General features: G+C 52.9%; 8 protein-coding genes and 1 pseudogene. 8 read left to right on the plus strand and 1 reads right to left on the minus strand.

All coding sequences use genetic code 11. The features are described from left to right. Positions 1–100: 100 nt before the first annotated feature. From DYH27_RS11775 to DYH27_RS11810, 8 genes and pseudogenes are all read left to right on the plus strand, one after another. The gene (locus DYH27_RS11775) at positions 101–1,075 is read left to right on the plus strand and encodes a glycoside hydrolase family 130 protein (RefSeq protein WP_004353840.1); all 975 of its coding nucleotides are present in this window, start codon (positions 101–103) and stop codon (positions 1,073–1,075) included. 153 nt (positions 1,076–1,228) lie between these two features. After that, complete coding sequence (locus DYH27_RS11780) at positions 1,229–3,484, plus strand: GH92 family glycosyl hydrolase (protein ID WP_025067607.1); 2,256 nt, start codon at positions 1,229–1,231, stop codon at positions 3,482–3,484. Between the two features lie 52 nt (positions 3,485–3,536). Continuing rightward, on the plus strand, positions 3,537–5,636 hold the full coding sequence (locus tag DYH27_RS11785; protein ID WP_036860757.1) for a glycoside hydrolase family 20 protein: 2,100 nt from the start codon (positions 3,537–3,539) through the stop codon (positions 5,634–5,636). A gap of 232 nt (positions 5,637–5,868) precedes the next feature. Beyond that, positions 5,869–8,019: a GH92 family glycosyl hydrolase gene (locus DYH27_RS11790; protein WP_029216653.1), complete on the plus strand. Its 2,151-nt coding sequence runs from the start codon at positions 5,869–5,871 to the stop codon at positions 8,017–8,019. Between the two features lie 99 nt (positions 8,020–8,118). Next, positions 8,119–9,210: a phosphotransferase enzyme family protein gene (locus DYH27_RS11795; RefSeq protein ID WP_007367399.1), complete on the plus strand. Its 1,092-nt coding sequence runs from the start codon at positions 8,119–8,121 to the stop codon at positions 9,208–9,210. After that, positions 9,207–9,860, plus strand: coding sequence for a carbohydrate-binding family 9-like protein (locus DYH27_RS11800; protein ID WP_025067608.1), 654 nt, complete (start codon positions 9,207–9,209; stop codon positions 9,858–9,860). The genes DYH27_RS11795 and DYH27_RS11800 overlap by 4 nt, the downstream gene beginning before the upstream one ends. 297 nt (positions 9,861–10,157) lie before the next feature. Further along, positions 10,158–12,365 (plus strand): sodium-translocating pyrophosphatase, encoded by a 2,208-nt coding sequence (locus DYH27_RS11805; RefSeq protein ID WP_029216654.1) that lies wholly within the window; start codon positions 10,158–10,160, stop codon positions 12,363–12,365. A gap of 485 nt (positions 12,366–12,850) precedes the next feature. After that, positions 12,851–13,624, plus strand: a pseudogene (locus tag DYH27_RS11810) (phage integrase SAM-like domain-containing protein); the annotation flags it as partial. Between the two features lie 9 nt (positions 13,625–13,633). Here the strand turns inward: DYH27_RS11810 and DYH27_RS11815 are convergent. Beyond that, a complete protein-coding gene (locus tag DYH27_RS11815) occupies positions 13,634–14,392 on the minus strand; it encodes a hypothetical protein (RefSeq protein WP_025067609.1) in 759 nt (252 codons plus the stop codon). Positions 14,393–14,471: the final 79 nt, after the last annotated feature.

Here is a 14,471-nt window from a genome sequence, read left to right on the forward strand (position 1 = left end):
GAATAATAAAAACTCGTCTGTTATTGAAGTAAAACACTAACTTTGCTTGTAATTATTATGTATCGAAGTTTACAGAACTAAAAGCATAAAACTATTTACAATGAAAAGTTTAAAAGATATTCTTCCCTGGGAAGACCGCCCGGAGGGATGCAAGGACGTGATGTGGCGTTATTCTAAGAATCCGATCATCGGCCGTTACCATATCCCGACATCAAACAGTATCTTCAACAGCGCCGTCGTTCCTTTTGAAGACGGTTATGCAGGTGTGTTCCGCTGCGACAACAAAGCGGTGCAGATGAACATCTTCGCCGGCTTCAGCAAGGACGGCATCCACTGGGAAATCAATCACGAACCCATCAAGTTTGAGGCTGGCAACACCGAGATGATTGAGTCAGAGTATAAGTATGACCCGCGCGTCACATGGATTGATGACCGCTACTGGATCACCTGGTGCAACGGCTATCACGGTCCGACCATCGGCATTGCCTACACCTTCGATTTCAAGAAGTTCTATCAGTGCGAGAATGCCTTTCTGCCGTTCAACCGCAACGGCGTGCTCTTCCCCGAGAAAATCAACGGAAAGTATGCCATGCTGAGCCGTCCGAGCGACAATGGCCATACACCTTTCGGCGACATCTACATCAGCTTCAGTCCTGACATGAAGTACTGGGGCGAACATCGTTGTGTCATGAAGGTGACGCCATTTCCGGAGAGTGCATGGCAGTGTACGAAGATCGGCGCCGGCTCTGTCCCCTTCCTGACGGATGAGGGCTGGCTGCTCTTTTATCATGGGGTCATCAACACCTGCAACGGCTTCCGCTATTCAATGGGGGCAGCCATTCTCGACAAAGACCATCCGGAAAAGGTGCTCTATCGTACCCGTCCTTACCTTCTGGCACCTGCAGCGACCTATGAACTGCAGGGCGACGTGCCCAACGTCGTCTTCCCATGTGCCGCCTTGCAGGACGGTGAACGTGTAGCCGTTTACTACGGTGCGGCTGACACGGTTGTCGGAATGGCCTTCGGGTACATCAAGGAGATCGTAGCATTCACGAAGAACAACAGCATTCTATAAAGAAGCCTTGCCCACGCTGTAGGGACAGATGTCTTTGTCTGTCCTTACAGCGTGTATGCCATGCACGGTCTTTCATCACCCACTCTCCATCAGCAATCCCCCGACATCCGGCATTTACTACCCACCAATCATCATTCCCCTTCATCATCTCACATGAAACATAACTTTCTCCTTGGGCTTCTCATGTCCCTTTCTTTCCTCTCGCTGGAGGCAGCAGGCAGGGAAAGAGAAGAGCCTGTCGACCTCGTCAATCCTTTCATCGGCACATCCAACTTCGGTACTACCAACCCGGGGGCGGTGTGCCCCAACGGCCTGATGTCGGTGGTACCGTTCAACGTGATGGGCTCCGACCTGAACAAATACGACAAGGATGCACGCTGGTGGTCGACACCCTACGAGTACCACAACGTTTTTTTCACGGGTTATTCTCATGTCAATCTGAGCGGTGTGGGCTGCCCGGAGGTCGGCTCACTGCTGCTTATGCCTACGACCGGAAAGCTGAACGTAGACTATAAGGAGTATGGCAGTACATACGACAAGGAGGCTGCCCAGCCCGGCTATTACTCCAACCACCTTGTCAAATACGATGTGACGACGGAGGTGACAGCCACTCTCCGCAGTTCCGTTGCCCGCTTCACATTCCCGAAAGGTGAGAGCCACGTCCTGCTGAACCTCGGCGAGGGACTGACCAACGAGACGGGAGCAATGGTAAAGAAGGTGAGCGACACGGAATGGGAGGGCGTGAAGCTGCAGGGAACATTCTGTTACAACCCGCAGGCTGTCTTCCCCATCTACTTCGTGATGCGTGTCAGCAAGAAGCCTTCAGCAGCCGGCTACTGGAAGAAACAGCGGCCGATGACGGGCGTAGAGGCGGAATGGGATGCCGACAACGGCAAGTACAAACTCTATAAGACCTACCAGAAGGAACTCGCAGGCGATGACATCGGCGTATGGATGGACTACGATACCGAGGCCGGCGACCAGGTGGAGGTGCAGATGGGTGTATCGTTCGTGAGCATGGCGAACGCCCGTGAGAACCTTGATGCCGAACAGCGAGGCAAGGACTTTGATGCCATCCGTGCCGAAGCACGCACGAAATGGAACGACGATCTGTCCCGCATACTCGTCGAAGGAGGAACGAAGACGGAACAGACCATATTCTATACCGCACTTTATCACACACTCATCCACCCGAACATACTACAGGATGTCAACGGACAGTACCCTGCCATGGAGCGCAACGACATCCGCACGGTGAAGGAGGGAAACCGATATACGGTCTTCTCGCTGTGGGACACCTACCGCAACGTGCATCAGCTGCTGACACTCGTCTACCCGAACCGGCAGCGCGACATGATCCGCACGATGATTTCCATGTACGACGAACACGGCTGGATGCCGAAATGGGAACTCTTCGGAAGAGAAACTTACACGATGGAAGGCGATCCGGCCATCCCTGTCATCACGGACTCGTGGCTGAAAGGACTGCGCGGCTACGACATCAACAGGGCTTACGAGGCGTTCCGCAAGTCGGCTCTGACGAAAGGAAGCGACAACCCTCTGCGTCCGGATAATGATGAGTACATAGAGAAGGGATATGTCGCCCTGCACGAGCAGTTCGACAACTCCGTCTCCCATGCCCTCGAATACTACATTGCCGACAACGCCCTTTCACGACTGGCAGCGGCATTGGGAAAGAAAGACGATGCCCGCCTGTTCCACAACCGTGCTTTGGGTTATCGCCATTACTTCAGCAAGGAGTACGGCATGTTGCGCCCTCTGATGCCCGACGGGACTTTCTACAAGCCCTTCAACCCACGTCAGGGAGAGAACTTCGAGCCGTCCCCCGGCTTCCACGAAGGCAATGCCTGGAACTACACGTTCTATGTTCCGCACGACGTGACGGGACTTGCCAGGCTCATGGGAGGACGGAAAGCGTTTGTCAGCAAGCTCCAGAGCGTGTTCGACAAGGGTTATTACGACCCGGCAAACGAACCTGACATTGCCTACCCTTACCTCTTTTCCTATTTCAAGGGGGAAGAATGGCGCACACAGATGCTGACCCGCAGGCTCTTGAAGGAGTACTTCAAGAATGCACCGGAGGGTATTCCCGGCAACGACGACACGGGGACCATGTCGGCCTGGGCGGTATTCAACATGATAGGGTTCTATCCCGACTGTCCCGGCGACCCGTCTTACACGCTGACGTCGCCGGTCTTCGACAAGGTGACCATCCGCCTGGACAAGGAGCAATGGGGAAAAGACCAGCTTGTCATAGAGACCGTGCGCCCTTCTGCCGAGGCCGTCATCATCCGGAAGATGGAACTGGGCGGGAAGCCGCTGAACCGGTACCGAATCACGAACGACGAACTGTTGAAGGGCGGAACATTGAAGTTCTATCTGAAATAAGCCTCCCGACAGCATTGTCAAACCTAAGAAACAAAAACGACATTTACCGTATATGATGAGAAAACATATCCTTTTGAGTGCAGCCTTCCTGCTGCTGTCAACTGCCGTTCCGATGCCTGTTGCAGCTCAGAACATCATCCCACAACCTGAGCATATCAGTCTTTTGAAGGGTCAATTCAAGCTGAATAAGGGCTTGAAGATCGTGACCAATCTTACAGGCAGTGACTTCAAGGTGCTTAACCAATATACCTCTGAGGTAATGAGCCATCCTTTGGTTTATGCGAAGAACCCTTCTCAACAAGCCGTTTTTCGCTTGATTTGCAAGGGGACAGCCCAACAGGCTGCACAGGCAATGGACAGCGTGCGCCTGCAAGGCTATGAGCTGGAGGTGACACCTAAGGGAATTACCATCCAGTCATTGACACCTACGGGACTGTTCTACGGCCTGCAGACCGTCCGTCAGCTGGAGAAAGACGGGAAAATAGCCTGCGTAAAAGTCAAGGACACGCCTCGTTTCGCTTACCGGGGGCTGATGATCGACTGTTCCCGCCACTTCTGGACGAAGGAGTTCCTCAAGAAACAGCTGGATGCGATGGCTTATTTCAAGCTCGACCGTTTCCACTGGCATCTCACTGACGGCGGCGGCTGGCGCATGGAGGTGAAGCAGTACCCTCGTCTGACAGCCGAAACGGCCTACCGGACACAGTCGGACTGGACCTGCTGGTGGATGGACAAGGACCGCCGTTACTGTCCGGCAGGAACACCGGGAGCATACGGTGGCTATTACACACAAGCGGACATCAAGGATATCGTACGCTATGCGGCAGCACGTCACATAGAAATCATCCCCGAGATTGAGATGCCCGGACACAGCGACGAGGTGGTCTTCGCCTATCCGGAACTGTCGTGTACAGGCAAACCCTACACACAGTCAGACCTCTGTGTAGGAAAGGAAGCCACCTACACCTTCATGGAAAACGTGCTGAAAGAAGTGATGGAACTCTTCCCCTCCAAGTATATCCACATCGGAGGAGACGAGGCAGAGCGTCGCACATGGAAGACTTGTCCTGACTGCCAGAGAATGATGAAGGAAAATCACTTAAAGGATGTAGCCGAGTTGCAGAGCCATTTCACCCATCGTATGGAACAGTTCTTGAACCGTAACGGTCGTAAACTCCTCGGTTGGGACGAGATTATGGAAGGCAAACTGGCTCCTAACGCAGCCGTGATGTCATGGCGTGGGACTGAAGCAGGTATCGAGGCTGCAACAAGCAAGCACCATGTAGTGATGGCACCGCAGCAGTTCTATTATCTGAATATGTATCAGGACAATCCGATGGAACAGCCGAAGGCACAGGGAGGTTATACCCGTTTGGATAAGACCTACAATTATGAGCCCATCCCAGCGAAGTATAAAGGAACCAGTCTTGAGAAGTATATGGATGGCGTGCAGGCCTGTGTCTGGACGGAATTCATCGCCGAACCCGGCCATTTAGAGTATATGCTCTATCCTCGTCTGTTGGCTCTGGCAGAGACAGGATGGACGAAGCAGCGCACAGGATACGACAATTTCCGCCAGAGAGCAGTTGTGAATGTCGACCGACTGAGACGTGCGGGCTACAATGCCTTTGACCTCTCAAAGGAGAAGGGTTCACGCATCGAAAGCCGTAGCATAACACAACACGAAGCAATGGGCCGCCCCGTCACTTACCTGGGACGCTATGCAGAGAAATACAGGGCGGAAGGCGACAGCACGCTGACCAACGGACTGCGAGGCGACTGGGGCTATCTTGAGGGACGCTGGCAGGGCTTCATAGACAGTACCGGCATGGATGTCGTCGTCGATATGGGCAAGGTGACAGAGATACGTGACGTGGAAGTCGACTTCATGCACCAGTACGATGCGGTAATCTATGCTCCGGCATCCGTTGAGCTGATGGTCTCCGACGATGGGAAGAACTACAAAACGATTGACACCGCACAGCCGGGAGTAAAGACAAAAGAGGCCTATCTTGTCTATCCTTACCAGTGGAAGGGTAACGCCAAGGGACGCTATGTACGCATAAGGGCACTCTCCCGTGAGAAAGACGCATGGATATTCACCGATGAGGTGATTGTCAACAGAATCATCAGAAGCTGCGGGAAAGGATAAACGGGAGAGCTTTCCGCCATATTCCCAACCGGTCGGGAATCCCGTTCCCAACGCTTGGGAATGCTGTTCCCAACGGCTGGGAACAGCATTCCCAGATACCGGGACAGCCACAGGCTTCATGTGCCGGGACAACAGACAGCTGACAGCCGGCCGGAAAAGCATGACATCCGGGAACGGAAAACAGCCTCATCAGCTGACGGATCAGACAATGAGATTAAAAACAATTCAAGATATGAGAAAAAGGTTCTTAACATTGGCGGTGCTTACCGCCGCCGCTCTCTTCGCCTTTGCGCAGGACTACACGCAGTATGTCGACCCGTTCATCGGAACAGGCGGACACGGCCATGTGTTCCTCGGAGCCAATGTTCCGTTCGGAAACATTCAGGCGGGTCCTACACAGAAGAAGCAAGGCTGGGACTGGTGTTCCGGCTATCATTACAGCGACTCGACGGTCATCGGATTCGGGCAGATGCACCTCAGCGGAACAGGTATCGGCGACCTGGGAGACATCTCCCTGCTGCCGGTCACCGACCCGGCACAGCGGGAGGTGAAGTTCGCCCATCGTGCCGAGCACGTCAGCCCCGGCTACTACTCGGTGATGCTGGCTTCCGGCGTGCGCGTGGAGCTGACGGCGACCCGGCGCGTGGCTTTCCACCGCTATTCCTTCCCTGCCGATGCGGCGAAAGGGTATGTCGTACTGAACCTCGCACAAGGTATCGGATGGGACAGGATGACCTCGTGCAGCTTCAAGCAGGAGTCGGACAAGACCATCAGCGGCTTCCGTATGTCTACGGGATGGGCCAAGGACCAGCGTGTCTATTTCGTGGCAGAGTTCTCGCAGCCTGTCAGGTTGCAGGAAAACGAACGTGACACCATCGGTGTCTATGCCCTTGACGACACCGCCCGGCCCCTCCTTGTAAAGGTGGGCATCTCTGCTGTGAGTGTAGAAAATGCCCGGCAGAACCTGCAGCAGGAGCTTCCCGGATGGGATTTCCGCAATGCTGTTGCCCAGGCGAAAGCCGAATGGAACCGTGAACTGGGCAAGATCGCCGTCAAGACGGAAGATGAACACGCAAAGCGCATATTCTATACGGCACTCTACCATACGATGATTGCACCGTCGGTATTCAATGACGTCAACGGCGAATACCGTGGGGCAGACGGAAAGACACACCGGGGCGACTTCACCGACTATACCACCTTTTCACTCTGGGACACTTATCGGGCCGCCTTCCCGCTGATGACGATCATCCATCCGGAAATGCAGCGCGATCTTGCCCAGACGTTCCTGCACATCTTCAAAGAGCAAGGCAAGCTGCCGGTATGGCATCTGATGGGCAACGAGACAGACTGCATGGTGGGCAATCCGGGCATTCCCATCCTCGTGGACATTGCCCTGAAAGGCTTTGATGTGGACAAACGTGCAGTGCTTGAAGCCGCCAAGGCTTCTGCCATGCGTGACGAACGCGGCATGGGACTGCTGAAGAAATACGGATATATTCCCTGCGACCTCGACCCGGAACGTGAGACAGTTGCCAAGGGACTGGAATATGCACTGGCAGACGCCTGTATAGCAAAGCTCGCCAGGCAGCTGGGCAGAACGGATGATTACAAGTATTTCCACAAACGCAGCCAGTCGTACCGTGACTTCTACTTTGACCGGAAGACGAAGTTCATGCGGGGCGTGACTTCGGACGGGAAGTTCCGTGAACCGTTCGATCCGTTCAGCACCGTCCATCGCCAGGACGACTATACCGAGGGCAATGCCTGGCAGTATGTATGGCTCGTGCCGCATGATGTACACGGACTTGTCGCTGCCTTCGGCGGTGAGAAGCCGTTTGTGTCAAAGCTCGACTCCCTCTTCATCGTCCATGGCGACATGGGAGCTGATGCCTCACCGGACATCACGGGGCTGATCGGCCAGTATGCACATGGCAATGAACCAAGCCACCATATATTATATATGTACAACTATGTGGGACAGCCATGGAAAGGTGCGGAGAAGATACGCTACGTGCTCAAGAACCTGTATCACGACGACTTCGACGGTCTGAGCGGCAATGAGGACGTAGGACAGATGTCGGCATGGTACATCCTTTCGGCACTGGGAATCTATCAGGTGGAGCCGGCCGGCGGCAGATACATCATCGGATCGCCGCTCTTCGACGAAGCTGCCGTGAACGTGGGAAACGGCAAGACATTCCGTGTCGTGGCGCATGACAACAGCCCGGAGAACATCTATGTCCAGCGTGCCCGGCTGAACGGCAAGCCCTATACCCGCTCGTACATCGACTTCAAGGACATCGCCTGCGGCGGCACGCTCGAGCTGACGATGGGCAGCAAGCCTTCTCGGTTCGGCGTAAAACCGGCAGACAGACCGTAGGAGGCTGGAGGGGTCAAGAGCGTTAACTTCTCTAACACTCTTGCCCCCTATGACTCCTTCCTCAAAACAAACAATCTTCAAATAAAACCTAATAAAACCATGCTCGATTTCATCAATGTCGTCTCACAGTTCCGCATCGAAGGAGCTGTCGAAAGCGTCAGTCCGATAGGAAACGGACTGATCAACGAAACGCTGCATGTGACCACTGTGGGGACTGACACTCCCGACTACATCCTGCAGCGCATCAATGACACCGTTTTCACCGATGTAGACCTGCTGCAGCACAACATCGAGACGGTGACAGCACATATACGCCATAAGCTGGAGGCACAGGGCGAGCAGGACATCGACCGCAAGTGCCTGCGCTTCATAGAGACTTCGGCTGGCAAGACCTATTACAAGGACGGCAACGGACGCTACTGGCGCATGAGCGTCTTCATCCCTGATACCTGCACCAAGGAAGAAGTGAACCCGGAGAATGCCTTCTGCTGTGGCGAGACCTTCGGCAACTTCGAGCAGATGCTGGTAGACTTGAAAGAGCCTTTGGGTGAGACAATCCCCGACTTCCACAACATGGAACTCCGTCTGCGCCAGCTGCAGGAAGCTGTGAAGGCAGACAGGATGGGACGTGTCGCCTCGGTACGTGACATCCTCGGCGAGCTGGAATGCAGTGCCGACGAAATGTGTCTTGCCGAACGGCTCTACCGTAAGGGGACACTGCCCAAGCGCATCTGCCACTGTGACACGAAAGTGAACAATATGCTGTTTGATGCCGACGGAAAGGTTCTCTGCGTCATCGACCTCGACACGGTTATGCCGAGCTTCGTCTTCTCCGACTACGGCGACTTCCTGCGTACAGGTGCCAACCGGGTGGCAGAAGACAGCGACGACTACCAGTCGGTAGGTCTGAAAGAGGATATTTTCCGTTCGTTTACCGAGGGCTATCTCGGTTCGGCAGGCAGCTTCCTGACACCGGTAGAGACAGGCCATCTGCCTTACGCCGTGGCACTCTTCCCTTATATGCAGTGTGTCCGTTTCCTGACTGATTACATCAACGGCGACATCTATTACAAGATAAAATATCCCGAGCACAATCTTGTCCGCTCACGCAACCAGCTCCTGCTCTACCGTGACGTACGCCGTCATGACCGGATGATGGCGGAGTTTGTCGAGAAAACCTTGAAGCTATGAAACGGATAGAAGCAGTACGTCTGGGCTGTCGGCAGGTGAAGGCCGCTGACATTCCGGCCCTTTTCAGGAAGAACGGGGTAGCTTACCACAGGATAGACACGGTGGACTGGCCTTCAGATTATCCATATTATCCGGATGTAAAGTTTGCCATTGCCCATAAGGGCGATTGTCTCCTGCTGCATTACAAGGTAGAAGAAGACTGCGTACGAGCCGTTTCGGGGGCCGACCTGGGTCCTGTCTGGGAAGACTCCTGCTGCGAGTTCTTCTGCTGTCCGGATACAGAAGGAGGCTATTACAACCTCGAGACCAACTGCATCGGGACGGTGTTGCTCTGCAACGGAAAGGGCCGTGAGAACCGTACGCCGGCCTCTCACGGAACACTTGCGGACATCGACCGCTGGGCCTCCCTGGGATGCGAACCGTTCGGAACGAGAGACGGAAGACAGGCATGGGAGCTTGCGCTCGCCGTGCCCGCCAGCTCGTTCTTCCGTCATACGCTGAAGAATCTCTCCGGACAGACGGTAAGAGCCAACTTCTATAAATGCGGCGACAAGACACGTCAGCCCCATTTCCTTTCATGGAATCCCATCAGTCTGCCCGCTCCCGACTTCCATTGTCCGGAATTCTTCGGTGAAGTGACTTTTCTGTAGCCCATCCACAGAATATTGCCTGCATCAGAAGCCGGAATTGCTGATGGAGCAAGCGGCGGAAAGAGCTGCCGTCCCATCCTCCTCCGGAAGCAACACACAGGCACACACCGCCCGGACTTACCCCCTAAAAAGCTCCCCGTCCCTTTCCACTCTCTGCAAAGAGAATGAAAGGGACGGGGGGCTTTTTTGATCAGACATTCAGAAATAAAAAGGATAAAAACACTTGCATCCGATATTTTTTTATATATTTGCGGACAGAAAGGGGCATCTATTACAATAACCTAAAACATACTGAATATGGAACACATTCCACAAGTATTCTGGCTCATTCCCATTGCTTCCGTGTGCGCGCTGGGAATGGCATGGTATTTCTTCAAGTCCATGATCAAGGCCGAGGAAGGCACACCCCGCATGAGAGAGATTGCTGAATACGTGCGCCGAGGAGCCATGGCCTACCTGAAGCAGCAATACAAGGTCGTCCTGATCGTATTCATCATTCTGGCTGCTGTCTTCGCCATCATGGCCTACGGTTTCAACGCACAGAACGCCTGGGTTCCTTTCGCTTTCCTGACAGGAGGGTTCTTTTCGGGACTGGCCGGGTTCTTCGGAATGAAAACAGCCACCTATGCCAGTGCCCGAACAGCCAATGCCGCACGGAAAGGACTGAACGACGGACTCAAGATCGCCTTCCGCTCCGGAGCAGTCATGGGACTGGTCGTCGTCGGCCTGGGACTGCTTGACATTGCTTTGTGGTTCATCGTCCTGACCTGGTTCTACTCGGACAAGATGACGACAAGCGAGATGCTCATCACCATAACGACAACCATGCTGACCTTCGGTATGGGTGCCTCTACGCAGGCACTGTTCGCCCGTGTAGGCGGCGGCATCTACACGAAGGCGGCCGACGTGGGAGCTGACCTTGTGGGTAAGGTGGAGGCGAACATCCCCGAGGACGACCCGCGCAATCCGGCGACAATCGCCGACAACGTGGGCGACAATGTCGGCGATGTGGCCGGCATGGGAGCCGACCTCTACGAGAGCTACTGCGGTTCGATTCTCTCCACGGCAGCCCTGGGCGCAACTGCCTTTGCCGCCTCGGCGGGTGATATGCAGCTGCGGGCCGTCATCGCCCCGATGCTCATCGCCGCCGTGGGTGTGTTCCTCAGCCTGTTCGGCATCTTCCTGGTAAGGACTAAAGAAGGGGCGACAATGAAGGATCTGCTGCATGCCCTGGGACTCGGTACCAACACGGCCGCCCTGCTCATCGCAGCCGCCAGCTTCGTAATCCTGTATCTTCTCGGACTGGAAAACTGGCTGGGTGTCAGCTTCTCGGTCATCGCCGGTCTGACGGCAGGCGTGGTTATCGGTCAGGCAACGGAGTACTACACCTCCCAGAGCTACCGTCCGACGAGAGACATATCCGAGGCAAGCCAGACCGGTGCGGCAACGGTAATCATAAAAGGTATAGGAACAGGCATGATTTCCACCTGCATCCCCGTACTTTCCATATCGGCAGCCATCATGCTGAGCTACCTCTGTGCCAACGGATTCGATATGTCCATGTCGGCAGCATCCATCCAGCATGGCCTCTATGGCATCGGCATCTCCGCCGTCGGGATGCTGTCGACCCTGGGCATCACCCTGGCGACGGATGCCTACGGACCTATTGCCGACAATGCCGGTGGCAACGCCGAGATGAGCGAGCTGGGAGAGGAAGTGCGCCACCGCACGGATGCCCTCGACGCACTGGGCAACACAACCGCCGCCACAGGCAAGGGCTTCGCCATCGGGTCGGCCGCACTGACGGCACTGGCACTGCTGGCCTCCTATATCGAAGAAATCAAGATTGCCATGGCACGCGTCGGAGAGCAGATGACCAACGTTGCCGGTGAAACGATAGATGCCACAAAGGCGACTATCCCCGATTTCATGAACTTCTTCCAAGTGAATCTGATGAACCCGAAGGTGCTTGTCGGTGCGTTCATCGGTGCCATGGCCGCCTTCCTGTTCTGCGGCCTCACCATGGGTGCTGTCGGCAGGGCTGCCGGAAAGATGGTGGCCGAGGTGCGCCGTCAGTTCCGTGAGATCAAAGGAATACTCGAGGGAACAGGCACGCCCGACTACGGACGATGCGTAGAAATCAGTACACAGAGCGCACAGCACGAAATGATCATCCCATCCCTGCTGGCCATCATCATCCCTGTTGTCGTGGGGATCGTGCTGGGGGTTGCCGGAGTGCTGGGCCTGCTGGTCGGCGGCCTGGCTGCCGGTTTCACCCTCGCCGTATTCATGTCGAATGCCGGCGGTGCGTGGGACAATGCGAAAAAACACGTTGAGGAAGGCAATTTCGGCGGCAAAGGCTCCGACTGTCATAAGGCAACTGTCGTGGGCGACACCGTCGGCGATCCCTTCAAGGACACCTCCGGACCGTCGCTCAACATCCTCATCAAGCTCATGAGCATGGTCAGCATAGTCATGGCAGGGCTGACCGTCGCCTGCCTGTGACAACAGATCTCACATCGTATCCATAGAGACCATGACCCGACTTGCATGGTAAGAGAAGTTTACATTTGCAGATGTAAACTTCTCTTACCATACCTGCAGAATCCGTACATATGCTTACCTGTATGGCAACTAAGCACTAATAAGGATTCAACTAACGCTTACTTGCATCCCAACCAAGCCTTACTTGGGGCGCAACTAATCCTTGAAAATGAAGAAAAAACGAAGTTGGTGTAAACTGACTGATAATGAGCATAAAACGGAACGATTTGCATAAAATTTCCCTGTTCGCAAAGGGCAGCAAAATGCAGATTCAGGCAGAAGTTCAGTTACTAAACCGTTACCCTATTTTGCCATAGGTAACGACGGAGCAATGTCAGGTAACTGAATTATTTTCGCCCCGTGTGGCTGTTGCTTCGGTCGGCAGTTTTCTGCATAAGTGAAGAACGCTTTAATTCGGGTAACTTTGCCCATAAAAATTAAGGCGTATGAAAACAGAGAAAATGAAGGTGCTGCTCTACCTCAAAAAGAGCGGTCTGGACAAGTCGGGTAAGGCTCCGATTATGGGGCGCATTACTATCGGTCGTTCCATTGCGCAGTTCAGCTGCAAGCTGTCCTGTAACCCCGATTTGTGGAATCCCCGTGAAAGTAGAATGGACGGCAAGAGCCGTGAGGCGGTGGAGGTGAACGGCAGGCTGGAGAACTTGCTTGTTTCCATTCAGGTTGCCTATCAGTCTCTGCTATCCAAAGGTTGCCCATTTGACGCAACCGATGTGAAGGGGCTGTTTCAAGGCAGCGTACAGGCACGCTGCATGCTCACCGAAAGGCTGGACATGCTCATCAAGGAGAAGGAAAGTCATGTTGGCATAGACATCAAGGAAGGAGCCATACACGGCTACCATTCCACCCGAATCCATTTGCAGAGATTTATACAAAGGAAGTACAAGGTATCGGACTTGGCTTTCTCACAACTCACGGAGCAGTTTATCTACGATTTCGGACAGTACTTTGTGGGTGAGTGTGGCTTTCAGGAATGTACGTTCTATAATGCCGCCACCTTCTTGAAAACGGTATGCAGGCTGGCATACCGTGAGGGGTTGGCAGATACGCTCTTCTTTGACAAGGCGAAAATATCAAAGGGAGACAACAAACTGCCAAAGGCTCTTGACAGGGAAGCATTGGACAAGTTGAAGGTCCTCCGCTTCGAGGACTTGGAGGAGGAAATGGAAACGGCAAGGGACGTTTTCCTTTTTGCCTGTTATGCGCTGTGCTTATTTACATTCATTTTTCCACCTTTTATAGTAATTCTGTAATCCAGTTTTTTCTCCACCTTTAAAGAAACTACCACTATTTAATGTCTCAATTAATTTTTCTATATCCTTAGCGTGTCTTGTTTCCCAATGTAATTCTCTAACTAAATATGAACCAATAATGTCTGCATTTAACTCTGGTTCGTACTTATGCAAAGCCTTAATAAAGGTCTTAGCTCTATCATTATCCTTTGGGTGTGATATTCCAGTCGACATATTTATTGAAGCTGTCAATTGTTGCATTGCACGTTTTACTATGCAACTCGGTTCAGGAAATGCTTCTTCTTTTTTTTCTTTGCCCGAAATCTCAATAGCACTCCAAGTTTTTATCCATTTATCTGTTAATTTTCTTAACCAAGGAATCGCAATAATATATTTCACAGAATGATAATCATCAATTTTTAATAAATCATCAGAGTCAATTCCACAACATATTACAATATCTGATGCATTACCATGGATTGCATTTTTATAAGTCAACTTAGTCTCAAATTTGAATGGGACTGGACAATCGGTAAACTTTAAACCATTAAATAACTTCTTAACTATTTCTGAACCAAACAATCTTTCAAACCAACCAGTATTTTGCTTTGTGTGAATATAAAGAACTATTTTTTTTATCGAAGAATCCTTTTTTGCAAGTTCACAGGCAAACTGCATTGCCAATTTATAAGCATCATCATCATTGGCTTCTGTATCAATGTAAAATTTTGTATCCATGTTTATTTATTTTAGACTCTGTCTTGGGTTATAAAATCCCTTAATTCCGCAGCATAAATTCTTGTGAGAACTCCAAGTG

This window comes from Prevotella denticola (assembly GCF_900454835.1).
GTDB lineage: Bacteria > Bacteroidota > Bacteroidia > Bacteroidales > Bacteroidaceae > Prevotella > Prevotella denticola.

Bases quoted from the DNA above. Each gene is read 5' to 3' on its own strand.
- DYH27_RS11775 (WP_004353840.1), top strand. From the start codon at position 101: ATGAAAAGTTTAAAAGATATTCTTCCCTGGGAAGACCGCCCGGAGGGA.
- DYH27_RS11780 (WP_025067607.1), top strand. From the start codon at position 1,229: ATGAAACATAACTTTCTCCTTGGGCTTCTCATGTCCCTTTCTTTCCTC.
- DYH27_RS11785 (WP_036860757.1), top strand. From the start codon at position 3,537: ATGATGAGAAAACATATCCTTTTGAGTGCAGCCTTCCTGCTGCTGTCA.
- DYH27_RS11790 (WP_029216653.1), top strand. From the start codon at position 5,869: ATGAGAAAAAGGTTCTTAACATTGGCGGTGCTTACCGCCGCCGCTCTC.
- DYH27_RS11795 (WP_007367399.1), top strand. From the start codon at position 8,119: ATGCTCGATTTCATCAATGTCGTCTCACAGTTCCGCATCGAAGGAGCT.
- DYH27_RS11800 (WP_025067608.1), top strand. From the start codon at position 9,207: ATGAAACGGATAGAAGCAGTACGTCTGGGCTGTCGGCAGGTGAAGGCC.
- DYH27_RS11805 (WP_029216654.1), top strand. From the start codon at position 10,158: ATGGAACACATTCCACAAGTATTCTGGCTCATTCCCATTGCTTCCGTG.
- DYH27_RS11815 (WP_025067609.1), bottom strand. From the start codon at position 14,392: ATGGATACAAAATTTTACATTGATACAGAAGCCAATGATGATGATGCT.